The 25,242-nt window shown below is 33.9% G+C and carries 21 protein-coding genes; 12 read left to right on the top strand and 9 right to left on the bottom strand.

What is annotated here, in order from left to right; all coding sequences use genetic code 11:
• Positions 1–5: 5 nt before the first annotated feature.
• From FAF07_RS09125 to FAF07_RS09140, 4 genes are all read left to right on the top strand, one after another.
• Positions 6–452, top strand: coding sequence for a response regulator (locus tag FAF07_RS09125; protein ID WP_142784816.1), 447 nt, complete (start codon positions 6–8; stop codon positions 450–452).
• Between the two features lie 6 nt (positions 453–458).
• Complete coding sequence (locus tag FAF07_RS09130; protein ID WP_142784817.1) at positions 459–2,246, top strand: CHASE3 domain-containing protein; 1,788 nt, start codon at positions 459–461, stop codon at positions 2,244–2,246.
• A 149-nt stretch (positions 2,247–2,395) separates the two neighbouring features.
• On the top strand, positions 2,396–2,962 hold the full coding sequence (locus FAF07_RS09135; RefSeq protein ID WP_142784818.1) for a hypothetical protein: 567 nt from the start codon (positions 2,396–2,398) through the stop codon (positions 2,960–2,962).
• 469 nt (positions 2,963–3,431) lie between these two features.
• Positions 3,432–4,448: a helix-turn-helix domain-containing protein gene (locus FAF07_RS09140; RefSeq protein WP_142784819.1), complete on the top strand. Its 1,017-nt coding sequence runs from the start codon at positions 3,432–3,434 to the stop codon at positions 4,446–4,448.
• A gap of 184 nt (positions 4,449–4,632) precedes the next feature.
• On the opposite strand, the gene FAF07_RS09145 is transcribed toward FAF07_RS09140, so the two are convergent.
• Entirely contained in the window at positions 4,633–7,017 is a 2,385-nt protein-coding gene (locus tag FAF07_RS09145; protein WP_185956552.1) for a hybrid sensor histidine kinase/response regulator, read from the bottom strand.
• Between the two features lie 150 nt (positions 7,018–7,167).
• Positions 7,168–7,500, bottom strand: a complete 333-nt coding sequence (locus FAF07_RS09150; protein ID WP_142784821.1) for a single-stranded DNA-binding protein — start codon at positions 7,498–7,500, stop codon at positions 7,168–7,170.
• Between the two features lie 183 nt (positions 7,501–7,683).
• On the opposite strand from FAF07_RS09150, the gene FAF07_RS09155 reads away from it, so the two are divergent.
• Together FAF07_RS09155 and FAF07_RS09160 are read left to right on the top strand one after the other, a co-directional pair.
• Positions 7,684–8,073, top strand: coding sequence for a DUF1801 domain-containing protein (locus tag FAF07_RS09155; protein ID WP_142784822.1), 390 nt, complete (start codon positions 7,684–7,686; stop codon positions 8,071–8,073).
• 5 nt (positions 8,074–8,078) lie between these two features.
• A complete protein-coding gene (locus FAF07_RS09160) occupies positions 8,079–8,429 on the top strand; it encodes a hypothetical protein (RefSeq protein WP_142784823.1) in 351 nt (116 codons plus the stop codon).
• Positions 8,430–8,437: 8 nt separating this feature from the next.
• Here the strand turns inward: FAF07_RS09160 and FAF07_RS09165 are convergent, their stop codons facing one another.
• Positions 8,438–8,905, bottom strand: coding sequence for a CBS domain-containing protein (locus FAF07_RS09165; protein ID WP_142784824.1), 468 nt, complete (start codon positions 8,903–8,905; stop codon positions 8,438–8,440).
• 225 nt (positions 8,906–9,130) lie between these two features.
• Between FAF07_RS09165 and FAF07_RS09170 the strand changes: the two genes are divergently transcribed.
• Entirely contained in the window at positions 9,131–9,844 is a 714-nt protein-coding gene (locus FAF07_RS09170) for a hypothetical protein (protein WP_142784825.1), read from the top strand.
• A gap of 68 nt (positions 9,845–9,912) precedes the next feature.
• Here the strand turns inward: FAF07_RS09170 and FAF07_RS09175 are convergent, their stop codons facing one another.
• Together FAF07_RS09175 and FAF07_RS09180 are read right to left on the bottom strand one after the other, a co-directional pair.
• Positions 9,913–12,003 carry a M13 family metallopeptidase gene (locus FAF07_RS09175; RefSeq protein ID WP_142784826.1) on the bottom strand — a complete coding sequence of 697 codons (2,091 nt, stop codon included), beginning with the start codon at positions 12,001–12,003 and terminating at the stop codon, positions 9,913–9,915.
• Between the two features lie 141 nt (positions 12,004–12,144).
• Complete coding sequence (locus FAF07_RS09180) at positions 12,145–12,663, bottom strand: hypothetical protein (RefSeq protein WP_142784827.1); 519 nt, start codon at positions 12,661–12,663, stop codon at positions 12,145–12,147.
• A gap of 163 nt (positions 12,664–12,826) precedes the next feature.
• Here FAF07_RS09180 and FAF07_RS09185 point away from each other — a divergent pair, with 163 nt between their 5' ends.
• The 5 genes from FAF07_RS09185 (at position 12,827) to FAF07_RS09205 (ending at position 18,359) form a co-directional block, all read left to right on the top strand.
• Complete coding sequence (locus tag FAF07_RS09185) at positions 12,827–13,798, top strand: NAD-dependent epimerase/dehydratase family protein (RefSeq protein ID WP_142784828.1); 972 nt, start codon at positions 12,827–12,829, stop codon at positions 13,796–13,798.
• Positions 13,799–13,833: 35 nt separating this feature from the next.
• Complete coding sequence (locus FAF07_RS09190) at positions 13,834–14,424, top strand: HupE/UreJ family protein (RefSeq protein WP_142784829.1); 591 nt, start codon at positions 13,834–13,836, stop codon at positions 14,422–14,424.
• Between the two features lie 232 nt (positions 14,425–14,656).
• A complete protein-coding gene (locus FAF07_RS09195) occupies positions 14,657–15,088 on the top strand; it encodes a deoxycytidylate deaminase (protein WP_142784830.1) in 432 nt (143 codons plus the stop codon).
• A complete protein-coding gene (locus tag FAF07_RS09200; RefSeq protein ID WP_142784831.1) occupies positions 15,088–16,677 on the top strand; it encodes a S41 family peptidase in 1,590 nt (529 codons plus the stop codon). The genes FAF07_RS09195 and FAF07_RS09200 overlap by 1 nt, the downstream gene beginning before the upstream one ends.
• A gap of 320 nt (positions 16,678–16,997) precedes the next feature.
• A complete protein-coding gene (locus FAF07_RS09205; RefSeq protein ID WP_142784832.1) occupies positions 16,998–18,359 on the top strand; it encodes an IS5 family transposase in 1,362 nt (453 codons plus the stop codon).
• Positions 18,360–18,450: 91 nt separating this feature from the next.
• Here FAF07_RS09205 and FAF07_RS09210 read toward each other — a convergent pair whose 3' ends face one another.
• The 4 genes from FAF07_RS09210 to FAF07_RS09225 all read right to left on the bottom strand — a co-directional run bounded on the left by FAF07_RS09210 (position 18,451) and on the right by FAF07_RS09225 (position 24,828).
• On the bottom strand, positions 18,451–20,034 hold the full coding sequence (locus FAF07_RS09210) for an IS1634 family transposase (RefSeq protein ID WP_142783905.1): 1,584 nt from the start codon (positions 20,032–20,034) through the stop codon (positions 18,451–18,453).
• A 143-nt stretch (positions 20,035–20,177) separates the two neighbouring features.
• Positions 20,178–23,144 (bottom strand): TonB-dependent receptor, encoded by a 2,967-nt coding sequence (locus tag FAF07_RS09215; protein ID WP_142784833.1) that lies wholly within the window; start codon positions 23,142–23,144, stop codon positions 20,178–20,180.
• Between the two features lie 17 nt (positions 23,145–23,161).
• Complete coding sequence (locus FAF07_RS09220; protein WP_142784834.1) at positions 23,162–24,157, bottom strand: FecR family protein; 996 nt, start codon at positions 24,155–24,157, stop codon at positions 23,162–23,164.
• A 95-nt stretch (positions 24,158–24,252) separates the two neighbouring features.
• Positions 24,253–24,828: an RNA polymerase sigma factor gene (locus FAF07_RS09225; RefSeq protein WP_142784835.1), complete on the bottom strand. Its 576-nt coding sequence runs from the start codon at positions 24,826–24,828 to the stop codon at positions 24,253–24,255.
• Positions 24,829–25,242: the final 414 nt, after the last annotated feature.

A 25,242-nucleotide genomic window follows, 5' to 3' on the forward strand; every position in this document is an offset into this window, starting at 1 on the left:
AAGTTATGGATTCAGATTATATAAAAGTAATTTTAGCAGATGATGATGAAGACGATAGATTATTTTTTACCGATGCATTCGATGAATTAAAGATCACTACTAAAGTGAACACCTTTAATGATGGGGTTTATTTAATGGATTATTTAAACGGAGACGATGTCGTGTTACCACATGTTCTGTTTCTAGATTTAAACATGCCAAGAAAAAATGGGATAGAATGTTTAAAAGAGATTAAGGATAATCCTAAGTTTAACGACATATCAGTTGCCATTTATTCAACATCGGCCTCAGAAGAAGACATTGAAAAAACCTTTGTTTTGGGTGCCAACATCTACATTAAAAAGCCAAGTGATTTCAAAACACTTAAAAAAGTATTATCAGAAGTGGTCACCATTAATTGGCAATACCACACTAACGGACTCAATAAAGATAATTTTTTATTAAGATTGTAAATTCTCATGTTTAAGAAGTTATATTTTAAATCTTGGTTTATAAAAGCCGTTTTCTACGTTTGTACACTAATCATATTATTTGTAGGGTCTATCGCATATGTTAATGTTAAGTCCTTGTTTGAGTCTTCAGAATTAGTTCGAGAAAACTTTGAAGTAAATGTAGAAATAGAACAACTGTTCTCTCATATAAAAGATGCAGAAACTGGGCATAGAGGTTTCGTTGTAACTAAAGATTCTAGTTTTTTAAAACCTTATACACTAGGAAGGGAAAATATTAATAACTCTTTTGCAGAATTAAAAACACTGACAAAGGACGACCCTAAGCAGAAGGAAAATTTACAGGCTTTAAACAATCTGATTAATTTGAAAATGGAGAGTTTTCAAAAATCGTATAAATTAGCCTCTACAGAAGGTATAGAAAGCAAAGGTTTTAAAGCAAACCTTATCGATGGCAGTATCATCATGGATGCCATTCGTGCCAAGGTTAAGAACATGATCAATTATGAAAATAAACGGTCGATTCAATTGCAAAAAGCGCATCAAGATAACCTAAGCTTGACTCCTAAATTTTTGTTTTTTGTTTTATTGCTCACTTTAATACTCATGTTTGCTGCGTATTCGAAAATCGCGAGTAATCTGAGAAAATTAAAAAAGACCAATCAACAATTGGAAATTTTCAAAGAATCTGCAAGTATGGCGGAGATAGTGAGTCGCCACGGTAGCTGGGTTTGGAATGTAGAAGAAAATACGTTTGAATATTCCGATAATTTATATAGGCTGTTAGGAGAAAGCCCAAAATCCTTTGAACCCACAATTGAAAATTTTATGGCATTCGTGCATCCAGAAGACTTAGAATATCTAAATGCTGAGGTCAACAAAATGCTTACAGAAGAAGACCTGCCGTATATTAATTATAGAGTCGTTCATAAAGATGGCATCATCAAACACCTAAAAGCTTACGGAAAAACGATTGTGAATGAAGATGGTAAAAAACGTCTTTTAGGAACGACAACCGATATAACTGACGAAATTGATAATTTACAAAGACTGGAAGAACGAAACTTTGAATTAGAAAGAAATAACAAAGAATTATCGGCATTTAATTATGTAGCCAGTCATGATCTGCAAGAACCACTTAGAAAAATACAAACCTTTTTATCTCGTTTAGAAGATAAGGAAGGCGACAAGTTTTCAGAATCTGGTTTCAAGTATATGGAGCGTATTAATGCGGCGGCGGCTAGAATGCGTTTATTAATTGATGATTTACTTCAGTTTTCCAGGACAAATAAAACAGATAAGGTTTTGGAAATGGCCGATTTGAATGCCCTTTTGGAAAACGCAAAGCAGGATCTATCTAGTGTTTTAGAAGATGAAAAGGCACTTATAAATGTAGAAGAATTACCAGTTATTAAAGTCATTCCGTTCCAAATACAGCAACTTTTTACAAACCTATTGGGAAATTCCTTAAAGTACCGATCTGCTGAAAGGTCTCCCGTGATATCAATTTTATACACAAAAGTCCTGGCTTCTGACGAGGAGCGATTGCCTTCTAAAGCAAGTGCCACATTTTATCATAAGTTCACCTTTGAAGACAATGGCATTGGATTCGATAATGAGTATTCTGAAAAGATTTTTATCCTATTTAATAGACTTCATAACAAGGATGATTATACTGGTACGGGAATAGGGTTATCCATTTGTAAAAAAATTGTTGAAAACCATAAAGGCTATATTTTTGCAGACGGGATTCCAAATAAGGGTGCCATCTTCACGATTTACTTACCTAGAATCTAGCGATTTTTTAAATTTTGCTATTATTTTAATATGTTGTAAATCTTCAGAATATGAAAATTGTATAAGCTTTCATTATAATCTTATAATTAATTCATTTTGAATTGGTTTTATATTTGCATTATAAAGTTTATTGGTAATTAAATAATTATATGATGAATAATGTAACACCGAAAATAATACAAAGCATATTTGTATGTGTTGCTATGCTTACCCTTACTCGATGTGATTTTATATTTACAGATGATAATAAGACCACTGATGAAGAGCGGATTGAAAATAATGAAATTGCAATACAAAAAGACGAAGCGAAATTATTAGTTGAAGCTGCCCAAGATAATTTAGACATTATAGAATTGATTAATGTTGTTAAAGAAGTTGAAACAGATTCTACTTCAAAGCATATCGCTTCAATTATAGAAAAAAATCAATTGGAAATTATTGAGGAATATAATAAAACAGCAAAAGAGAATGTGATTTCTATTCCAAACTATCCTAACATTAATAAAAAAGAAATATTGGCAAAGGAGTCTGTGCCTGTGAACGATGTTTTACATACTATAAGTGTTAAGCTAAATAAGCAGATTGATGTACTAAATACATTATCGTCTAATACTAATAATAGAGATTTTAAACAATTGGCCGTTCAAGCTAACAAAAAACTGTATACCAGTTTAGACAAGACATTAAAACTTAAAAATAGAATTGTTACCCAATAAATAGAATAATTATAAATTTTTTTCCTTCTCCCTAATAGAATTATTACTAGTAGAACAGCATAGAGCCTTCGTTATAAACGGAGGCTTTATTTTTTTAACACGCTCTTTTTTTAGGTATTTTGTACAATCGTTTTAAGCTTCACGATTAGTTTTTGTTATAAAATTTTATAACAGATCGCCAAAATTATGTAATACAAAAACAAGAAAACAGTGTCATCTTTGTATAAGTCAATAACCAAAACAATTTTAACCATGACAAAACAATTTTCAAGAGTAGGAAAAACCGTGCCAGCAAACCTTTCAAAATATAATCATCAATTCTCAAAGGTAGGTAGCAGAGGAACTTCAAATTTTTCTATGTCAAGAACAATTGGGTTTACAGGTGGTAAAATTTAGTAATGCAAGTCATGTTCCTATAAGGGTTCATCAAAAAATATTTTTTAATTATTCACACTAACTAGATAAATAAATGGAAACTTTAAATATTGATTTACAACAGTTCAAAAATTCAAATCTTAACAATTTACCTGCCAGTCATTACAATACTGTAGAAGATATTAAAAGTACTACTGTGAATGAAGCTGCAGTTCAAGGTAGCGTTTCATGTCAAAATGTTTCTAAGCAAATATATCTTTTCAATTTAGAGCTTTCTGCGTCAGGCGAACACGATATTATTTTGTCTAAAGGGAAGAGACAACCTTTGAGTTTTATTTATTGCCATAGTGGTGAAGCAGATATTGTGTTTTCCGAAAACAGTAAATCTCAACGGCTATCAAAGTTTCAAACTGCTATAATATCTGGTCAAGGAGATGAAGATGTGACCTTGGAAATTACATCAAAAGAGTCCTGTAAGCTTACTATGATTATGATTGATAGAGAGTTTTCAGATTTGGAAGGTGACACCTCAGATGTTATTCAAAGCTTAACATATTTAATCACAGATGGGGATAATGATGCACGCATTAATAACATATGTAGCAGAAATTTAAGAATCTCAATTGCTTTAGAAGATTTAAATAATCTAGAGGAAGAAGGCATTGTGCGGAAATTAATTATGGCTGGAAAAATTAGAATGATTTTAGCCATGGAGTACCAACAATTGTTAGATGATATGAATTCTGTAAATAAGGGGGGATGTTCATTAACTCAAACAGAAATGCAAAAAATTTATGAAGCCACCAAATTGATTAAAAGTGAATTAGATAGAGATTTTACTGTAACCTCATTAAGTCGAGAAGTATTGCTTTCTGTAGTGAAGTTGCAGGAAGGCTTTAAAAGTATGCACGGTAGAACAGTAACAGATTATATAAGAAACGTAAGATTAGAAGAAGCGGAACGTTTATTAAAAACTACAGATTATAACATTTCTGAAGTGGTTTACACCGTAGGGTTTTTAAGTAGAAGTTACTTCTCAAAAATATTTAAAATGAAATATAACTGTAACCCTAGTGATTACAAAAACGAATTTCGCAGTCAAGTAGCATAACATAAGATTACAAGGTTTTGGTTAAGGTCTAAAAGGCGTATCATGGATACGTCTTTTTTAATAGGTATGGGTGATCCATTTTGGAATATGCATGCAGAAAGTAGAATTGTTTTGTAGACATGGGAGTTGCACGATTTCCTTAATCTTTAAAGAATGCCTTTTGTTATTAGATAAGATTTAACGGTTAGGCAATTCTTAAATTTTCAGAATCGGTATCCTTACTTTTTTTATCAAAATCAAAATGGCAGGCGTATATTTTCTCGAATAATAACTCTTTAATTACGGGTTTGGTCATATAATCATTCATTCCTAAACCTAAAACACGATGTTTTGTTTCTTGCATCGCATCAGCAGTAACGGCAATAATTGGAATGTTGTTTATTGAGCTGCCCAAGTCACCACTTCTAATAATCTGCGTAGCTTCATAACCATCCATAATAGGCATTTGTAAGTCCATTAAAACAATATCATATACATCTGCCTTTAAGGCATCAATAGCTTCTTGTCCGTTGTTGGCAATTGCAAAACTAATGTTGGATGAGCTACTTAAAATTTTTTGCATGACCAGTTGGTTAAGTTTATTGTCTTCGACCACAAGAATATGTAAAGGGATTTCATGACCAGTTTCAGAAACTTCTACCACGCGCTCCTGGGCTATACTTTTAAGTGTTAAATCTATAAAAATATCAGTGCCTTTACCAAGCTCGCTTTCAATTTTTATAGTGCCATTAAAAAGTTCAACAATATGCTTTACAATGGTTAAGCCCAAGCCAATACCACCAAATTGTCTTTTATGGTCCTTTTTCATTTGGCTAAAGCTTTCAAAAATATTTTTTTTAGCCTCTGGGGTTATACCCATTCCGGTATCTGATATTTGAAAAGAAAAACGATAGAGATTATTAGGTTGCTTTAGGCAGGTAAGCTTAAAATAAATATTGCCCTTTTCTGTGAATTTTATAGCGTTGGCTAAAACATTATTTATTATTTGAATAAAACGCGTAGGGTCTGCATAGATATGTGATGGTATTTCCGGATCCATCTCAAATTTGTAATTCAATCCTTTTTTAATCGCCTCAGCTTTCCAATTACTGCTTATTTGATTTAATTTTACGGAAGGGTTGAATTTTGAACTGTTTAATTCAAGTTGGTTGTTTTCAATTTTTTCATAATCAATAATATCATTGACGTTGCTTAATAAACTTAGTGAAGCATTTTTTATTATCTCATAAGGTTTTCTACTCTCATTGTTTTTTAATGTTTCCAATTCATTTTCAGCTATTCCCATAATAGCGTTAATGGGCGTTCGTAATTCATGACTCATATTGGACATGAAATAGGTTTTTAACTGACTTATTTCTTCTGATTTTTTAAGGGCTTCTTCTTGCGAGGTTTCTTTTTCCAGTCTTAATTTTTTAATTAAGTTAGTCATGGATAATGATAGGAATATCACCTCAAAACCTGCACCGAATTTCGCACTATTAAGTGTGTAGAAATTATTAGGTAACAAGCTTAAATTATTCATTATAAAACCTAAAAGACCTATAACTAAGCACAAAATCCCAATTGAAAAATAAGCATCTGTTTTTATGCGTTTGTAACGCATGGTAAACATGGTTACTAAAATTAAAACTAAGCTCAATAAACCATTTAAGTTGCTTAAAGGATAAGCTATCTTAAGGGTTGTTGGGTTTATAAAAAGTAAAGTTGACGTGACTGCTAATATGATGTAAATTATGTTAAAGTATTTTATAAAACTTTTTACATGTATGTTAACCTTTAAAAAGTGCTCGCAATATTTTAATAAAAAGAAGATTGAACACACTGCAGTTATTAAAACAGCTCTATTATTTAAATAGGCTGCTTCAGGTAAAATAAACTCGTGGATGAAACCATCTAAGGCCGCTTGCAATAGTCCGATTGAAAACACATATATTCCATAATATAAAAATGCTTTTTCCTTTAAACTGGTATAGAAAAACAAATATATAATACCCGCTATAAATAATAAGCCATAAAACAAACCAAGAAACAGTTGCTGCTTATAGTTCATCAACCAAAACTCAGATTCTGTATAAAGGTTTAACGGAAGATTTATAGTTTCTCCATCACTTTTATAGTGTATATATATTTCTTGAACTTCTTGCGATGGTAAGTTTAATTTAAATATTGAAGATCTGTGCTTAACCTGTTTGTCATTAAAAGGGATGGCATCACCACTTTTAAAACGTTGGATTTCTCCGTTACTTTTTTGATATAAATCTACAACATCTGTTATAGGACGTGCTGTCTCTAAATAATATGTCTGTCGTTGATGTGTGCTATTTTTTAATTTAAAACGAACCCAGTAATTATCGGAAGTAAACCCGACACTATGGTTTTCAGATTCTAAACTATTATATTCTAATCTATCGGTCGTTGTAACTTCAGTGATACTTAAACTTAAAGGACCTGAGGTTGTAAATTCGGCGTACTCATACAGCTCTCCTTTACTTTTTTGAAGATCAAAAACACCCTCTTGGGCATACAGACCACAACTTAATATGTAAGTTAATAGCAGTAAATGTTTCATGTTTGGAGATGTAAACATTCTCAAACATAAGTAAATTCACTCTATAATGTTGCCTTTTACTTAGTAAATATAGTATTTTGACTAAATAAAATGCATTTCATCGATAAAAAAGAAAAACGGTAGCGATTAAGCTACCGTTTTCCCCATTATTTATTTACCTAGCATAAGCAATTCATTACAAACAACTTCTGTAACATAACATTTGTTTCCTGTTTTGTCATCGTAACTTCTAGAGGTTAATTTCCCTTCAATAGCAACTTCTTTGCCTTTAGTGACATATTTTTCAATTATTTCAGCCGTTTTACCCCAAGCCACTATATTATGCCACTGGGTATCTGTCATTTTTTCACCTTTGTTATTGGTATAACTCTCATTGGTCGCCATACTAAATTTTGCTAAAGTTTTTCCTGATTCTAAATTGATGATTTCTGGGTCATTCCCTAAGTTACCAATCAACTGTACTTTGTTTCTGAGTGTGTTCATAATTTTAAATTTTATCGTTAAACAGTTAATACTATCGAGTTCCTATGTTTCGACACTGCAAATATGAAACGGCTTGCCAACTTTATTCGGTTGTTAACTGTTTAAAATCGTTTGTAAATGTTTGTAGTCATTTGTAAACGGTAATTTTCCCTTATATTTGGCATTGATATACAGTGATTTACCATGGATGTTTTAGACATAATTGATGCCATAGATAATAAAGAACGGAGATTGGATTGTTTGAGCTTGCTAGACTTTATGAAAGAGGTTACAAATGAAAGCCCTCAAATTTGGAGATCAAAATTAATTGGATTTGGAAGTTACCATTATAAATACAAATCTGGAACAGAAGGCGATTGGTTTTTAACGGGCTTTTCTTCTACCAAGCAACATATAAGTATTTACATTGTGGCTGGCGTTAATAATTACCCCGAAATAGTAAAGAACCTTGGTGAATTTAAATCGAGTACGGGATGCCTTTACGTTAAAAAACTATCAGATATTAATCTCGTTGTTTTAAAAGCATTGGTTGTAAAGTCCATGGAAGATTTAAGAGCAAAATATTCAAATTAGAAATTATGGAGAAAGTCTGTTTAGAATGTGGTGACAAAATAGTTGGTAGAATTGATAAAAAGTTTTGTAGCGATGGTTGCAGAAATTCATATAACAACAACATTAATAAAGACCATAAAAATCTAATTAGGAATATAAATAACAGGCTTCGAAAAAACTATAGGATTTTGGAGGCTTTAAATCCAGACCAGAAAACAAGAACATCAAGAGCCAAAATGATTGAGGCTGGTTTTGATTTCAATTACTTCACTAGCATCTACACCACGAAAGCAGGAACTGTGTATTACTTTGTGTATAATCAAGGCTACTTGCCACTAGAAAATGATTTTTATGCTTTAGTAAAACGTGAAAATTGAAGTGGGTGCTATTTCCAGGTATCTCCTTTTAATTTCATGGCGGCCTTTAAAACATCTTTCTGACTTATTTGACCGACTAATTTACCATTTTCAATAATTGGAAAACGACGTCTTTTTGCTTGTATAAATTTACTGGCCGCATCCAATATATTCATATTGCCATCAATGGTTTCCACATTTTTGGCCATATGGCTTTCAATCGTTTTATCACCCATTGGCATATTATAATAACGACTCTCACTTATTTGCTTGATGCAATCGCCTTCAGAAATTATCCCTATCAACTCATTTTTTTCATTAACAACGGGACCACCAGAAATTCTGTTCTTAATAAGAGACTGCATAACGCTCTCAATCGTTTGGTCTGGCGTAAAGGTTATCAAAGTCCTCGTCATATAATCACAAACCCTTAGAGGGGCGCTGCCAGTAGCCTTTGTTTTTTGCCTTCTGGCACCTATAAAACTTTTTATTCCCATGATAATTTTTTTAATAATACTAAATGTACTTATTTTTTTCTGTTTTTCCTAGAAGTATATTTTTCAGATGATTACGTTTCTAGTAATACCTATTGCTATACTTTGTATTCAAATGGTTGTGAATTTGAATGATTTCTAATTTGCTATCAACGAAATAATTAGCATTCTTTTAAGAGATTACATGGTATTTTTTTATAGTTTTGACGCTTTAAATCATATAGAAAAATGAAACGAATTTTAATACTATTTTTACTAATTGGCGCTTTCCAACTGAATGCGCAAAGTAACTCCGATTTAATAAAACATTATGAAGCGTATTACAAGCAAATGCGTTTTCAAGGCGATGTTCAGGGCATTATAAATGGGATGACACATTTAAATATTTTAGCACCTTCTCAAGCCAGAAAAGATACATTGGCCTATTTATATATGAGTGAAGATAGATATGTACAGGCATTAAACACCATTGGTGTAGAAAAATCTGCTACAGACTCCGACATTGCGGTTGAGGTTAAAGCCGTATCGTTAAAGGCAGTAAAGCGTCCGGAAATGGCGATTGGCCATTTTGAAGAAATGTTCAAGAGAAACCCAAATGCCATTATTGCTTATGAGTTGGCTGAACTTAATTTACAAACCAAAAAATTTATTGAGGCAGAAAAGCATATTAATTATGGGTTAGCTAATGCCAAAGACGATATGAAGAAGCCTTTTTACGAGACACAAGTACCTTATGAAGTATCGTTAAAATCAGCTTTTATGTACTTAAAGGCCTTATTAACTTATAATAAAAACCCACAAGAAAATATTGACGATGCGGTTGATATTTTGGATGCTACTTTAAAAATAGCTCCTAATTTCAGCTTAATTCAATTATCTAAAACGGAATTATTAAGACAGAAACAAGCGCTACAAGCTCAAAAGGATATCCCGAAAAATTAGTAATTGGTATAAATCATGTTAAAATAAAAAGGCTGTTTCCTAAAGAAACAGCCTTTTTTACTAGTTTACTACCAAATCTTAACCCTATCTTCAGGGGCAATATATAGTTTGCCACCTTCTTGAATATTGAACGCTTTATAAAACGCATCAATATTTAATAAGGGTTGTACCGCTCGGTTCATACCAGGTGAATGCGGATCTGTTTTAATTCTGGTTTTTAAAGCGTCGTCTCTCATCTTAGACCTCCAAACGGTTGCCCAACTCATAAAGAAACGTTGCTCTGGTGTAAATCCATCAATATTTTCAGGCCTTCCGTTTTCTTTAAAACTCAACTGTAAAGCATCAAAGGCGACATTGACACCTCCTAAATCCCCTATGTTTTCACCAAGTGTAAAAGCACCATTAATAAAAACATCTGGTAAAACCTCCAATGCACTGTATTGTTCCGCAAGGTCTTTTCCTAAAGCTTCAAATTCTTTTAAATCTTCATCCGTCCACCAATTGTTTAGATTTCCATTTTTATCATACCGCGATCCAGAATCATCAAAACAGTGTGATATTTCATGTCCTATTACGGCTCCAATACCACCGTAGTTCACAGCGTCATCGGCAGTAAAATTATAAAATGGCGGTTGTAAAATGGCCGCTGGAAAAACTATTTCATTGAATGATGGGCTGAAATAAGCGTTCACTGTTTGCGGAGCCATGCCCCATCGGCTTTTATCAACAGGTTTGCCTAGATCATCTAAGTTTCTTTGATGATTCCATGCACTCACATTCAACATGTTCTGCAAATAAGACCCATTGTCTTCTAGTCCATTAATTTCAAGATTTGAATAATCCTTCCATTGGTCTGGATATGCAATTTTAACATTTAAAGCCATAAGTTTTTCTATGGCTTTTTGCTTGGTCTCATCAGTCATCCAAGATAAAGCTGAAATTCTGTTCTTAAATGCTAAGATCACATTATCAATCATTTTTTCAGCTTTGATTTTCGCTTCAGGCGGAAAATTTCTATCGACGTATAATCTACCTAGAGCTTCACCAATACTGCCATTTAAAACCTGTAAGGCTCTTTCTTCTCTCGGTCTTTGGGCTTTTGCACCACGTAATTCCTTACTGTAAAAATCCCAATTGGCCTTATCTAATTCCGAATTTAAAAGTCCTGAAGCACGTCTAAATGCATTCCAGCGTAAATAAGCTTTCCAATCGGTAACATTATTTTCTGATAAAATGGTCTGCAAAGCGCCCATATATTTAAGCTCGCTCACTATCACGGTATCAAGTTCTTTCACACCAATACCTTTAAAATAAATTTTCCAATTAAAGGCAGGAACCATTTTTTCTAAGTTTGAAATGGATCTAGGGTTATATCTTTTACGTGCATCCCTTCGGTCTACCTTATCCATTTTTGATTCCGCTAAACGCGTTTCAAAAGCCAGAATTTGTTTTGCTTCAGAATTGGCAGCTGCTTCGTCATTCCCTAAAAATTGTAGCATTTTGGTTATGTGATTCACATACTTTGCTCTTTTTTCTTTAGAATCCGTATCATTTTTAACGTAATAGTCGCGGTCTGGAAGGCCTAAACCTCCAGCACCTAAATAGGCCACATTTTTGTTGCTATCTTTAGGATGCGACCCCACGGCAAAACTGATAAAACCCGCGCCACCTTTTGGCTCCATTTCAATTAAATAAGCCTGTAAATCGTCAATGTTTTTAATGGCTTCAATTTTAGCGAGATAAGGTTTTATAGGTTTTAAGCCTTGTTCTTCCCTGCTAACAGTATCCATAATGGTCTGAAATAATTTTACCGCTTTATCTTGATCTGAACCAGGTAAGACTTCAATGTTCTGAAAATCTTTATTATTGGACAAAGCAGCTTTCAAAATATCCAAGGCATCAGTATCTGTTTTTTTTCTGAGTTCATCAAAACTCCCCCATCTTGTCCTGTCATCTGGAATTTTGTTAGTGTCAAGCCATTTCCCATTTACATATCTAAAGAAATCATCATTGGGTTTGGCTTCAGTATCCATAAACTCCAAATTAATTGCTGGAGTTTCTTCGACCATAACAGTTTCTTTTTCTACATCCTTTTTACAAGCGACCAATGATATTAGAGCAATTGCAGTTAGAAAAGAAGAAGTTAATTTAGTTTTCATTATAAATTGATTTAGTTTTAGCTAAACAATTTAATGTTATTTAGAGGTATAGTTACGAGAACTGTTTTTAATTAACAAAAAATTAATAAAAAGCGGGTGCTCCTAATTAGGAGCACCCGCTTTTATTTCTATTTATATACTTTACGGTTTTTCAATTTGCTGATTGTCCTTTTCTAATTTTTTATTCATCTGAAAATTTAAATTAGAAAAAGTTTCTAAAAACTCCTCTATGGTAGTCTTTAGTTTTTTTTGAGTTGTGGTTTGCAAATTAGATAAGCTCTGAAGCTTAAATAATTTAGTTTCTAAAGCGGCAATTCTAGCCAATGTGGCATCGGTATTCACCTGATCAGGAATATTGTCTTTTAAGTTTTTTAGCAATAGTAAAATAGCATCGTTGTTATCATTAAAAAAACTGAGGTCGCCCTTTTTTACATTGATAATAACATCATTCAACTGATAGTAATCTTGCCAATCTTGTATAGCGAGTTCTGTTTTTAGATCTAAGACATACTCCACAAACTTCAACTTTTCTAAATCACTTTTCATAACCTCTTGAGAATTGATAGATTCATCTTTAGTACCGATATTTGCCTTGCTATTTTTTTTGCAGGCAGTGAATGACATTAAAACAATCAAAATAGTTAAAAACAGGTGGCGCATCGCTAATTTTTTAAACAGAAACCACAAAGATATGGCAATACTTTATTTTAACGCCTATGGTATAAATTATTATCTAAAAACAGGCAAAACATTTCGGTTTTAAAATATGAAATTATCAATTAAATCTTTCTATTTTTGAAGAATTCATAGAAATACCTGATAAATGAACTCTAAAATTTTGATTATTGGAGCCTGCGGACAAATCGGTTCTGAGCTAACATTCAAATTAAGAAGCCTATACGGTGATGATAACGTTATTGCCAGCGATATAAGTTACAGTAATTTAGACATTGTTAATTCTGGTATTTTCGAGATTGTTGATGCACAAGACTACGCAAGCATCAAAGTATGCGTAGAAAAATATAATATAGATACGGTGTATTTAATGGCTGCTATGTTAAGCGCTACAGGAGAGAAATACCCCATGAAGGCCTGGAATTTAAATATGACCTCACTGTTTAATGTCCTTAATTTGGCCCGTGCTAAATTTATAGAAAAGATATTCTGGCCTTCGAGTATTGCTGTTTTTGGACCAACGACCCCACGGGAAGACACACCGCAGTATACCGTTATGGAGCCTAGCACCGTCTACGGCATTACCAAACAAGTGGGAGAGCGCTGGTGCGAGTATTATCATAAAAATTATGATGTCGATGTAAGAAGCTTGCGCTATCCTGGTATTATTAGCTGGAAAACCTTGCCTGGAGGTGGCACTACAGACTATGCCGTTGAAATTTATCATAAAGCCATTACAGGTAAAGCCTATGAATGTTTTTTATCTGAAAACACCGCCTTGCCCATGATGTTTATGGATGATGCTATTAAGGCAACGGTAGATATCATGACAGCTGATACCAATGCTGTTAAAATCAGGTCATCTTATAATTTATCAGCCATGAGTTTTACACCTAAAGAGGTAGCGGCATCTATAAAAAAACACATTGCAGACTTTGAGATAAGCTATAATCCAGATTTTAGACAAAGTATCGCAGATAGCTGGCCGTCTAGTATTGATGATGCACAAGCGAGGGAAGATTGGGACTGGAGTTCAGATTTTAATTTGGAAGCCATGACCAACGAAATGCTGATTCAATTAAGCAAAAAGTACGCTACTTCAAATAAGATAATTGAATAAATTGTATATTTGGTTCCCCCTAAATCTTAAATATTATGCTCGAAAACTTCTGGTTTAATGTAGAATATGGCATCAATCACGTGTTGGATATCAATGCTTACGACCATGTTCTGTTTCTTATTGTCTTAACAGTACCCTACATATTCCGTGACTGGAAACGCGTCTTTTTGCTGGTTTCCATGTTTACGTTGGGTCATACCCTTTCACTGGTTATGGCAGTTTACGGTGTTGTAAGTGTGAACGCAAGTGTGGTCGAATTTTTAATACCCATCACTATTTTAATTGTGGCGCTGTTTAATGTGTTTACATCTGGAAAAGGCGCCCAAAAAGAAAAGGTAGGTGTACTGTTCTTATCAACGCTATTTTTTGGATTAATTCACGGTTTAGGCTTTGCACGTGAATTTAAAATGTTGTTAGGTGACTCAGACAGTAAAATTGGGTTACTTCTAGAATTTGCTTTAGGCATTGAAATCGCTCAAATCATTATTGTTTTCTTGGTGCTCTTTTTGGGTTATTTGGTGCAAACATTGTTTAGGTTCTCCAAACGGGATTGGATCATGGTCATTTCTGCTATAGTCGTTGGATTGGTCATTCCTATGTTGATTAACAGCGATTTTTTATCATAACAACGCGTGTAATTTGATAAAACTTTAACGAACTTAGGTTGTTATTAAAATACGAACCAAGTATCTTCGTTATAAGGTCTCGTGTAAAAGATTGCAACAGCATCATCGTTTTAGGTGTATATAAAACAATTAGTTCACGCAAACTATTCATATGAAAGCTTGACCTAATATAATTAAGAGGTTTCGTATTAGAAATCTTTTAATGAAAGTCATGTGATAATTGAAGGATTTTATGCCAAAAAGGAAACAGCTTAAGTACGATAAAGCATATTTACGAATTGCCGAGGAGTGGGGAAAGTTGTCATATTGCAAACGCAGACAAGTTGGCGCGCTTATAGTAAAGGACAGAATGATCATTTCAGACGGCTATAATGGGACACCCTCTGGATTTGAAAATTTTTGTGAGGATGATGCAGGATATACCAAATGGTACGTACTACATGCCGAAGCGAACGCTATTTTAAAAGTGGCCGCATCTACGCAATCTTGCAAAGGGGCCACGCTTTACATCACCATGTCACCTTGTAAAGAATGTAGTAAATTGATTCACCAATCAGGGATTGTAAAGGTGGTTTATAATCAAGCCTATAAAGACGATTCTGGTTTACGTTTTTTGAAGAAAGCAGGAATTGAACTAGAACTAATTGAAGATTTAACAGCATAATGCCATATAATAAGAAATACTTACCGTTAATTTTGGGGACTGCTATCGCTGCAGGGATCTTTATTGGAGGGAAATTAAATTTTACGGATTCGCCAGATAGACTTTTTTCTACAAATAGTAAAAAGGATAAGCTCAATAGATTGATTGATTATATTGATTACGATTATGTAGACGACGTGAATACCGATAGCATCGTGGATGTTACGGTAAACGGCATTTTGGAAAACCTAGATCCGCACTCTGTATATATTCCTAAGGAAGATATGGAACGTGTTACCGAAAACATGAAGGGTGATTTTGTTGGTATAGGTGTGAGTTTTTATCCTTATAAAGATTCTATAGCTGTCATTCGCCCTATTGAAAATGGTCCAAGTGCGAAAGTCGGTATTAAAGGTGGTGACCGCATTTTGATTGCTGATGGTGATACCCTTTATGGAGATAAACTGCTGGACAACGATATGGTCAAAAAATTAAAAGGCCCAATAAACACCAAAGTCAAATTAAAGGTTTTTAGAAAAGGCGAACCAAAACTTCTAGAGTTCACCGTGAAGCGGTCTAATATTCCTATCAAAAGTGTAGATGCCGCGTATATGCTAACAGACAAGTTGGGCTATATAAAAGTGAATCGCTTTGCGGAAACAACCTATAAAGAATTTAAAAAAGCCTTAAATAAATTAAAAGCGCAAGGTGCCACCGAAATTGCACTAGACTTAAGAGATAACCCTGGTGGATTTTTAGGTATCGCAGAACAAATGGTAGACGAATTTTTAGAAGACGATAAACTGATTCTTTTTACCAAAAATAAAAGAGGAAGCATCGACAAGAGTTTTGCGACAAGCAAAGGCGTGTTCGAAAAAGGGAAGGTGTATGTGCTTATTAATGAGAACTCCGCATCAGCCAGCGAGATTGTCGCAGGGGCATTACAGGATAACGATAAAGGGCTTATCGTGGGCAGACGCTCTTACGGAAAAGGCTTGGTACAACGCGAGATGGACTTAGGTGATGGTAGCGCTGTACGCTTAACCGTTTCCAGATATTATACGCCTACAGGGCGTTCCATTCAACGACCCTATAAAAACGGGAATAAGGATTATTATGATGAATATTTTGCCAGATTGGATAGTGGCGAATTGTTAGATCCGGATAAAATAGAGGTGGCCGATTCGTTAAAATTTACCACGCCAGGAGGTAAGATTGTCTATGGCGGGGGCGGCATTATACCCGATGTATTTGTGCCCATAGATAACAGTATGCAAAATGAAACCTTAACGTATTTACAACGTCGCGGATTTATCGCCTATTTCGTTTTTGAAGAGCTTGAGCATGACAGAAAAAAATATGACGGGATTTCCAGAAGCGAGTTTATAGACCATTTTGATATTGGAGACGATTTGGTATTTGCTTTTCAGGATTATTTAAATGTGAGAACCGATTCCGAGGTTACTTTTGTGGCCTACCATACCGAGGTGAAGCAATATCTTAAGGCTACGCTTGCAGATCAACTCTATGGAGAAGGCACTTTCGAGGAAATTTTCAATCAGCGTGATATCATGATTGATGAGGTGATTAAGTTGAGTGATGGGGAGTAGCCGTCATGCTGAACTTTTTTCAGCATCTCATAATTTGTCATTCCCTCGAAGGAGGGAATCTCATAAATAAAACCATAGCTCGGTCTTAGGTTAACTAACCTAAAACAAGATGCTTTACAAAGCTTTTAATTAAAAATAATCTAAGTTTCTTCAATAAATAAAAAGACATACGGATTTAAGGTATAGCTTAGCGGTAGCGGGGAAGAAACTATTTAGGGTCTCCTCATTCTTTCCTAACTAACTGAATTTTAACATAATAAATCACTTTTTATTATTCTTTAAGGCAAAGTTATTTATATTTTTACAAAATAACTTTGCATATGATAAATTATGTATCCCAACACCAGCTCAAATTTGAGAAATTTGGTAATCTTTACCAAATGAAATTAAGTGCCAATAACAGATGGGTAAAACTTGCCCACCACTTCCCTTGGGACACATGTGTGAAAATCTTTATCAGGCACTTTCCTGATTCTGGTCGAACCGCCATCAATCCCCGAATTGTAATTGGCAGCTTGACCATCAAGCATAAACTCAACCTTAGTGATGAGGAAACTGTCCGTATTGTCGAGGAAAACCCTTATATGCAGTATTTCTTAGGGCTAGATGAATTTGCCCCTGCACCATTGTTCTCTCCCACGCTTTTCGTGGAATGGCGCAAGAAATTGGGAAACGAAACCTTCAATGAATTCTCCAATGCGCTGTTTACTATTCCTTATGGTGATAAGATTAAAAAAAACGAAGGAAAGCCCATTGAGAACAAGGGCAAGCTCAAGTTGGACGCCACCGTTGCCGACCAAAACATTGCCTATCCCAATGATCTGGGACTGTTGAACAAGGCCCGGGAGAAAACCGAAAAGATAATCGACACCCTCTTTGATAGGGCAAGGGACAAAATGGAGGTAAAACCCAGAACCTATCGGATAACGGCCAGAAAAAAATACTTGGCAGAATCCAAAAAAAGGCAAGTAAACAAAAAGACCCTACGCAGTGCCATACGCTGTCACCTGAACTGTTTGGACCGTAACATCAAAAGTATCGATGGGCTATTGGACATCGCTGGCGAAGATGCCATATCGCACAAATTAAGGCGTGACCTTTGGGTCGTCCAGACTCTTAACAAACAGCAAAGGGAAATGTACGACCAAAAGTCAAACACTTGCCCGAACCGTATCGTAAGTATCTCCCAACCTTATGTTCGCCCAATTGTGCGGGGCAAGAACGGGAAAAAAGTAGAATTTGGGACCAAGATAGGACTTGTCCAGATCGATGGGTTTGCAAAAGCGGAAACCTTAAGCTGGGATGCTTACAACGAGTGCGCAGACCTGATTCCCCACGCAGAGTCCTATAAAAAACTGAAAGGCTGTTATCCCGAGCTCATCCAGGTGGATAAAATCTATGGTACCAATAAGAACCGTAAGTGGTGCAGCGAGCGAAACATCCGTATGACGGTTGCCTCAAAAGGGAAAAAAGCAGAGCTCACAGCCTACCAAAAGAAAAAAAGGCGCGATGAATTCAATGAGCGGAACCATATAGAGGGTAAGTTCGGACAAGCCAAGCAAGGCTATGGACTTAATGATATCAAAGCAAAACTAAGTGATACTTCATTCTCATGGATAGCCAACATCATATTCATAACCAACTTGGTTAAATTTGCAGAATTGAATAATTTTCAATTCTGAGTTTCTGAGGAAACCCTAAATATATGCAAGTAGCTCTTGGTAAGTTTTTTTTGCCTGTTCTTTCCTGTTTTGTGACTTGAGGCACCCAAGATCAAAATTTCATAATTTCAAGAATCTTAGTTTTGCTTTCAGATAGTTGTAGCAGTTTAGATTTGACTTCCTTTGACCGTGGAAGTGCATAGGTTAATTGTTGTATATCGTTGATTTCTAAAATTGCTTTTTCGATAGAGATGCCTGTTTTATTTAGACATAGTCTTCTTTCAAGTTCCTTGTATAGTGTGTAAGCCATGAAGCATATGCATATGTGGGCCTTTATACGACCATTTTTTCTGTGATATATTGGTCTTGCCCGTAGGTCTGATTTCGATATTCTAAATGCTTTTTCCACAGTCCATAAATTAGCATAAGCCTTTATTACTTCTTTAGGGTCTAAGTCCGTGTTGGTGTTGTATCCTTTCAGCCCATCCCATTTACTATCCGCTTTATATCTATCATAATCAATTTCAACCTTTGTGTCCCCTTCTAGTTTGAGATACTTATTGTAGCCCCGGTTATTGATACTTTCCTTTGTTAGCTTTCCCGTGGCTACCTTCTTCTTCAGTTTTGTTAGACCTCGTTTCCTATTAAACTCATCTTTTCGCTGCCGTTTGGTGCTGAATGAGACTACTAAGCGTCCTTTACTTGTTATAAAATCGTGAGGCTTGGTTTCTGGGATGTTCGCTTCTAATATCAAGTTTCTGATATCTTCTTTTTCACTTTTTACCCGACCGCCTAAAATATATCGAAAACCTTCTTCTTCAAGTTTCTCAATGTTCTTTTTTGAAAGTAAGGCAGCATCTGCAACGACTATGGGTTTTGCTATCGCGTAGCGTTTACATATCTGTTCAATGGCAGGTACCAGTGTTTTAGTCTCAGCTGTATTACCTTCAAAAACTTGATAAGCAATCGGGTAACCGTTCGTACTCACCAAAAGACCAATCATGATTTGAGGGTGCTGGTGTTTACCGTCTTTGGAATACCCTATCTTTCTTAACTGATCTTCTTTGTCTGTTTCAAAGTACAATGTGGTCATGTCGTAGAATACTAGACCGATCTGATTGTTCAATATTTTCTTGGTGTAGTTAAATGTGATGCCCTGTATTATATTGATGACAGGTTCAGTAAGCTTGTCCATGTACCTATAAATTGCATGCACTCCCACATCAACCTTTGCATGTCGATGCAGGTACTCTACAGTACGCAACTTGCTACCGGGCATGACAAGGCGGCTGATGACAAGTGCTTTTAGATACTCTGTATCCTTAAGAGAACTTTCATAGCCCACAGTGTTGAACAACGAACCGAAAACCAAATCCGGTCCTATCAACTGGATATTTTCATTGTATAAAGAGGAAACAAATGCATCAATTGTAAGATCTTCCGATTCAATGAATAATGAAGGTTGTTGGCTTAGCTTGTCTATCTCAAAATTAGCAATCCGTTTAAGCAAATCTACCTCTTGGGATGTCCGTCCGACTCCAACAGTTTGCAATATCTTATTTCTTCTCCCCTCTTTTTTAAGAATCTGAATACTAAACGAGCCACTTTTATTCTTTTTCTGACGTACAAACATGTCATAAATATACACATTTGAACGGGCGAGGCACCCATAACAATCATTTGAAAATTGTAACATAACTCATTGTTAGATAGTTACAACTTATTAATTTGGATGGTCACAAAACAGGAAACCTTATTATATACTCGCTGAAGTTTAACTATTTTTTAACTTATTGATGAAATTTATTTTAAATAACTGACAATCAATGTGTTATATTTCTAAAATTTATAAGTAATATTTGAATAGAAGAATGTGCCATTGGTACCCATTTGTACAGAATCCCAATAACCACCGCTATCTGTCCAATCATTTTGCTGAGCGGTTGGGTATATGTTAAAAAGATTATTGGCACCAAGCCTAAATGCCATTTTATTGGTAAAGGCATAACCAATATTTATATCTGTAGTTAATTTAGAATTGTATATATCTGTAGCTTTATTTAACCTGTCTGCTTCATTGATGTATTCTGAAGTAGGATCTTCAACAGCGATAGCCTGATAGATTTGCCAATCTATTAATCTTACTTTACTAAAACTGGTAAGCGTTAGGTTTGTATTAAATTTTTTGTTTGAGTAGTTAAAATTTAAATTAAACTTACTTTTTGGAGCAGATGCCAATAAGAAATATTGGTCGCGGATGCCAAAAAAGGTGTCTTCCTCTAAAGTTCTGTTTTTTATTTTATCAATAGTCATTCTATTAATATTTCCTGCAAAAGACATTAAAAAACAATGGTCTTCAATATTCTTTTTCCATGTTAGTATTATGTCCAGACCCAATGTGCTTGTGTTTACACCATTAGCAAAAAACTGAACATCGTTTACATTCAAATCAAGATTAGAAGCATCAAAGTTTCCTGTTAAAATAATTCTATCTTTAATATTCACATAGTAGGCATCTACTGTTGCTTTAAAATTGCCCATTTTTGCTGTAAAACCAAAGCTTCCGTTAATCGCTTTTTCTTCTATTAACTCACCTATCCCAAAACTTCTGGTAATGGAGCTATCGTTTAGTTCTAATAAAGATTCTGATGGTTCACTACCAATAAAATTGGTGAATTTTAAATTATAGTAAATTTGGGCTAAAGAAGGCGCTCTAAATCCTGAGCTAAAAGAACTACGCAAATTAAAGCTGTTGCTAACCTTATATCTAGACGATAGTTTAATATTAAATGTATTACCAAAATCACTGTATTTTTCATATCTCCCAGCAACACCAAACATAAATTTGTTAGTAAAATCAAATTCTGTATCTACATATAATGCTAAGTTTGATCTGGTTTGGTCTACTTCATTTTCAGGCGCATATCCAGGGAATCCTTGAGATCCTCTTGGGCGCGAAAAACCATTGAGCATGACTATATCACTTGATGGTGTATTTTGATTGACAACGTTCCCGTTAATGTCATAAGCAGCATAAGACCCTGTTTCTCCTGCAAAAATTTTATAATTTTCTATTCTATATTCTGTTCCAAATGCGATATTCATGCCATTAAAAATACCTTTATAAAACCTCGCAAAACCTGCACTAGTGGTGTTTTGATTTAACACATGCCCTCCTGCATCAAAATTTGTAGACGACTTAGATAGTAAAGTTGCATTTAATGTTTCTTTGATAAAATAGTGAAAATTATTATTGCCGAATGTGTTATTTATATCTAACTGCCAGCCATTAAACTTGGTTTTAAAACCTGCAGAAATGGAGTTGTCTTTAATTTTGGCTGTTATTAGCGGATTGAATCCATTGGGATAAATTTCAAGTACATTTCTAGGGCTATCTGCTGGTCTTGTAAAGGCGTAAGATTCAGAATCCCTGAAGCTATAGCCGCCAAAAGCGTAGAAATTTGAATTGTTATTTATAGGGATTTCGGTATTTATAAAAACACTATATTCATTCAATCCTGCCTCACCATATTTCTCTCTAAAATTGGCTCCAGGTCTCAACGTTTTATCTTTTGATAAATATTCTGTAGTTAGGTTTATAAATCCTTTTTCAAAAATTTTAATACCATAATTACCCGATAGTTTCATGGTATTACCATCGGTTCCAGATGTAGGATTTGTAAAGTCTCCTTTTGCATTTGCATTATGAAATCCGTAGGTTATGTTTCCGTTAAATGTATCCACTGCATTTTTTAGAACAATGTTTATGACACCTGCAATTGCATCGGATCCATATTGAGCAGACGCCCCATCACGAAGCACTTCAATTTTTTCTATAGCTGATGCTGGTATAGCGTTTAAATCTGTGCCAGAGTTTCCTCTTCCCCGTGTTCCATATAAATTAATTAAAGACGATTGATGTCTCCTTTTTCCGTTAATTAAAATTAAAGTTTGGTCTGGCCCCAAACCTCTTAATGTGGCTGGAACAACATGATCTGCGCCATCTGCACCAGATTGTTTTGAAGCATTAAAGGAAGGAATGACAAATTGAAGTATTTGGTTAATTTCTATTTGCCCCGTTCTGTTAGTTGCCTCTTCTAATTGAACAACATCTATGGCTGAAGGTGTATCTAATACTGATCTGTTTACATTTCTTGAACCAACTATTTGAACTTCGCTTAAAGGTTCCCCAGAATCTAATGTTATGGTTATATTATTTCCATTTTGGAGACCCATAACTTTGGTCGTATAACCAATATAACTTATAGTAACGAATAGGTTTTTGAATGAATTTACAGGCAATGTAAAATCTCCATTTATGTCTGTTGTTGTTCCATTAAGAGAGCCTTTTTCAATAATGTTAGCATCAGCTAGCGGGTTATTAAAAATATCAACAACTTTACCTTTTATTACAAATTGGGATTTAACATTGGAATTGGAGATTGTGGCTATAGTCTCATTTAATCGTTTTTTTGCAATTTCCAATGTGGCCTTCCCTTGTTCGCTATCATTATAGATTACGTAGTAATTATTGCCTAAATTATCAAAAAGCAATTTGGTTTCAACTCTTAAATAATCAATTATAAGTTGTAAATCTGAATTGTTTAATTGATTTGCATTTATATCAATATTATTAAGCAAATCAACATCATAAGTAAAAAACACCTGATGTTCTTCACTTAATTTAGATAAAAATTGGGTTAATTTTATTTTTTGATTTTCAGTATTCTGTGCATTTAAACCAAGACTATAACTTATAACCAAGACAAAAATCAAGATTACTTTTGAAGATCTATACGAATACATTTTATGTAAATTAGAATCTAATTTTTGTGAATGTATAACTTATTATTTTGGTTTATAATAGTTACTTGTGCAGATTTTTCAATTGTTTTAATGCAAATTTCCAGATTTTGAGTAGGTACTGCACCGGTTATTAATATGTTTTTACTGGCATTATCTTCAAAAACAGCATGAACACCATATGTATCTTCAATTTTACGCATAGCAGAAGCTAAGGTTGAGCGATCGAAAATCAAAGACCCATTTTTCCATGATGTTTGTAATTCTGGTCTAAGAATTCTTTTTTCTTCAATAATTTTATCCGTTTTATAGGAGTACGAAACTAAATCTCCTGGAACCATTTTCTTTTGTATCCCATTATTTAATTTTAGAGCTATTTTTCCTTCTTCCAAAAATACTTGGGTTCTTGTATTGCGGTTATTAACATTGAATGATGTGCCATAAACTTTAACCTTTAAATCATCTGTTATAACTAAAAACTTAGCCTGTGTTGATGGCTTTTTTTCAACATTAAAAAAGGCTTCTCCTTCTAAAACCACCTTTCTAACATCATCATTATTATAAGATAGCACAGAATTTGAGTTTAATTTAACTTGAGTTCCATCGGGTAGACTGATATCGAGTATTTCACCATAAGCGGTTTTATGGATAAATGTTGTAGGTTTATTGGTAAAATAATAGGCAGAAATGGCAATAAACAATAGTATAGTAGCTGCAATGCTTTGAAACTTTATTTTTTTATAAAACGGAATCTTATAAACGTTTTTTTCGGGAGTAATCCTTTTTTCAAATTTTTCCCACGCATCTAGTGTCTTCTGTTCAGAAATAAAAACCTTATTAAACTTAACGCCAATAAGAATATCTTTTGCATCAAGCACGAGTTGCTTTTTATCTGGATGCTCTAAAAGCCAATTATTCCAAAAATCAACATCGGCCATTTGTTTTTTATGTACCCAATTAACAAACGATGCATCGTTTACCAAATCTTCTGTTGTTGTGTATGTTCTATTTTTCATAAACCGAATTACTATTCAGTAATTTTCTTTGCTTTACTTATTATAAGAGTCTTTTGCAAATTATATACTCGCTTTTATAAGTATATATTTATAATTTATATAATATCTTTTAACAAGGTATTAAGTGATACATCTTGACGTAATTTTTTAATGCCCTTGTGTATCAAATTTATAACACTTTGGTAATTTATTCCTAAAACTTTAGCTATGTCGTTAGCATTTAAATCGCTATAATATTTTAAGTACAACACTTCTTTTTGCCTATTGGGTAATTCGTTTAAAAGCTTCGCTAGGTTTTCTTCCTTTAAAGCGTCAATTTCTTGTTGAATAATAACATCTTCAGCAGAAAAGTTGATATCAATAAAAAAGTTTTCCTTTTCATCATAGTTAACGGTTTTCGAGGCCTTTTTAATTTCACGAAATAAACTTCTTCTAAATGACACATACAAATATGGTTTTATTGAATCTAAGTCGGCTAAATTTTCTCTATGTTCATAAACGTATAGAAAGAACTCCTGCAAGCAATCTTCTGTTAATTGCTCATTATAATTGGAAAGTTTTAAGCCATAATTATGCAAAAGCGGATAATAAACCTTAAACAGCGTAGAGAATGCTTTTAAGTCACCACTTTTAAGCGATGCCCACAAATCATAATCAAGCAAGTTTTTCATAATATCAACAATCAAATTAGCCCGTAAAGTTAACTTCAGCTTTGACAAATATATATTATTTTTTAAACACCTTGGAAATGTAGTTCCTACTTATTTAAAACAGGGAAATAGCTAATACCATTTCCGACTTAAAATTACTCACTAAAATTTGCCCTTTTTCACCTATGCTTCAAAATAAAACTTAATCGTAGCTATGGCTATGCTTGCGTTTTCTTTTTCGCCTAGGCAAAAAATTGCTGTGTTTTATTTGAGTAATTCTAAATCAGAACTGGTATAATAGATTTCTTAATACAAACTACTATCTTTACACTTCAATTTTACAACCATATATAGAAGTTATAATTGTGGTGAATTAAGAGCCTTTTGGATTAATAAATAAAAAAATCTCAACAGTTGTTGAGATTTTTTTATTTA

Source organism: Changchengzhania lutea (assembly GCF_006974145.1).
GTDB classification, from domain to species: domain Bacteria; phylum Bacteroidota; class Bacteroidia; order Flavobacteriales; family Flavobacteriaceae; genus Changchengzhania; species Changchengzhania lutea.

What these genes read in the sequence shown, in the direction of transcription:
- FAF07_RS09195 (WP_142784830.1), top strand. Translation starts at nt 14,657, where the DNA reads ATGCCAAAAAGGAAACAGCTTAAGTACGATAAAGCATATTTACGAATT.
- FAF07_RS09155 (WP_142784822.1), top strand. Translation starts at nt 7,684, where the DNA reads ATGGATGTTTTAGACATAATTGATGCCATAGATAATAAAGAACGGAGA.
- FAF07_RS09200 (WP_142784831.1), top strand. Translation starts at nt 15,088, where the DNA reads ATGCCATATAATAAGAAATACTTACCGTTAATTTTGGGGACTGCTATC.
- FAF07_RS09170 (WP_142784825.1), top strand. Translation starts at nt 9,131, where the DNA reads ATGAAACGAATTTTAATACTATTTTTACTAATTGGCGCTTTCCAACTG.
- FAF07_RS09140 (WP_142784819.1), top strand. Translation starts at nt 3,432, where the DNA reads ATGGAAACTTTAAATATTGATTTACAACAGTTCAAAAATTCAAATCTT.
- FAF07_RS09175 (WP_142784826.1), bottom strand. Translation starts at nt 12,003, where the DNA reads ATGAAAACTAAATTAACTTCTTCTTTTCTAACTGCAATTGCTCTAATA.
- FAF07_RS09205 (WP_142784832.1), top strand. Translation starts at nt 16,998, where the DNA reads ATGATAAATTATGTATCCCAACACCAGCTCAAATTTGAGAAATTTGGT.
- FAF07_RS09180 (WP_142784827.1), bottom strand. Translation starts at nt 12,663, where the DNA reads ATGCGCCACCTGTTTTTAACTATTTTGATTGTTTTAATGTCATTCACT.
- FAF07_RS09225 (WP_142784835.1), bottom strand. Translation starts at nt 24,828, where the DNA reads ATGAAAAACTTGCTTGATTATGATTTGTGGGCATCGCTTAAAAGTGGT.
- FAF07_RS09190 (WP_142784829.1), top strand. Translation starts at nt 13,834, where the DNA reads ATGCTCGAAAACTTCTGGTTTAATGTAGAATATGGCATCAATCACGTG.
- FAF07_RS09145 (WP_185956552.1), bottom strand. Translation starts at nt 7,017, where the DNA reads ATGAAACATTTACTGCTATTAACTTACATATTAAGTTGTGGTCTGTAT.
- FAF07_RS09150 (WP_142784821.1), bottom strand. Translation starts at nt 7,500, where the DNA reads ATGAACACACTCAGAAACAAAGTACAGTTGATTGGTAACTTAGGGAAT.
- FAF07_RS09160 (WP_142784823.1), top strand. Translation starts at nt 8,079, where the DNA reads ATGGAGAAAGTCTGTTTAGAATGTGGTGACAAAATAGTTGGTAGAATT.
- FAF07_RS09135 (WP_142784818.1), top strand. Translation starts at nt 2,396, where the DNA reads ATGATGAATAATGTAACACCGAAAATAATACAAAGCATATTTGTATGT.
- FAF07_RS09165 (WP_142784824.1), bottom strand. Translation starts at nt 8,905, where the DNA reads ATGGGAATAAAAAGTTTTATAGGTGCCAGAAGGCAAAAAACAAAGGCT.
- FAF07_RS09185 (WP_142784828.1), top strand. Translation starts at nt 12,827, where the DNA reads ATGAACTCTAAAATTTTGATTATTGGAGCCTGCGGACAAATCGGTTCT.
- FAF07_RS09215 (WP_142784833.1), bottom strand. Translation starts at nt 23,144, where the DNA reads ATGTATTCGTATAGATCTTCAAAAGTAATCTTGATTTTTGTCTTGGTT.
- FAF07_RS09130 (WP_142784817.1), top strand. Translation starts at nt 459, where the DNA reads ATGTTTAAGAAGTTATATTTTAAATCTTGGTTTATAAAAGCCGTTTTC.
- FAF07_RS09125 (WP_142784816.1), top strand. Translation starts at nt 6, where the DNA reads ATGGATTCAGATTATATAAAAGTAATTTTAGCAGATGATGATGAAGAC.
- FAF07_RS09210 (WP_142783905.1), bottom strand. Translation starts at nt 20,034, where the DNA reads ATGTTACAATTTTCAAATGATTGTTATGGGTGCCTCGCCCGTTCAAAT.
- FAF07_RS09220 (WP_142784834.1), bottom strand. Translation starts at nt 24,157, where the DNA reads ATGAAAAATAGAACATACACAACAACAGAAGATTTGGTAAACGATGCA.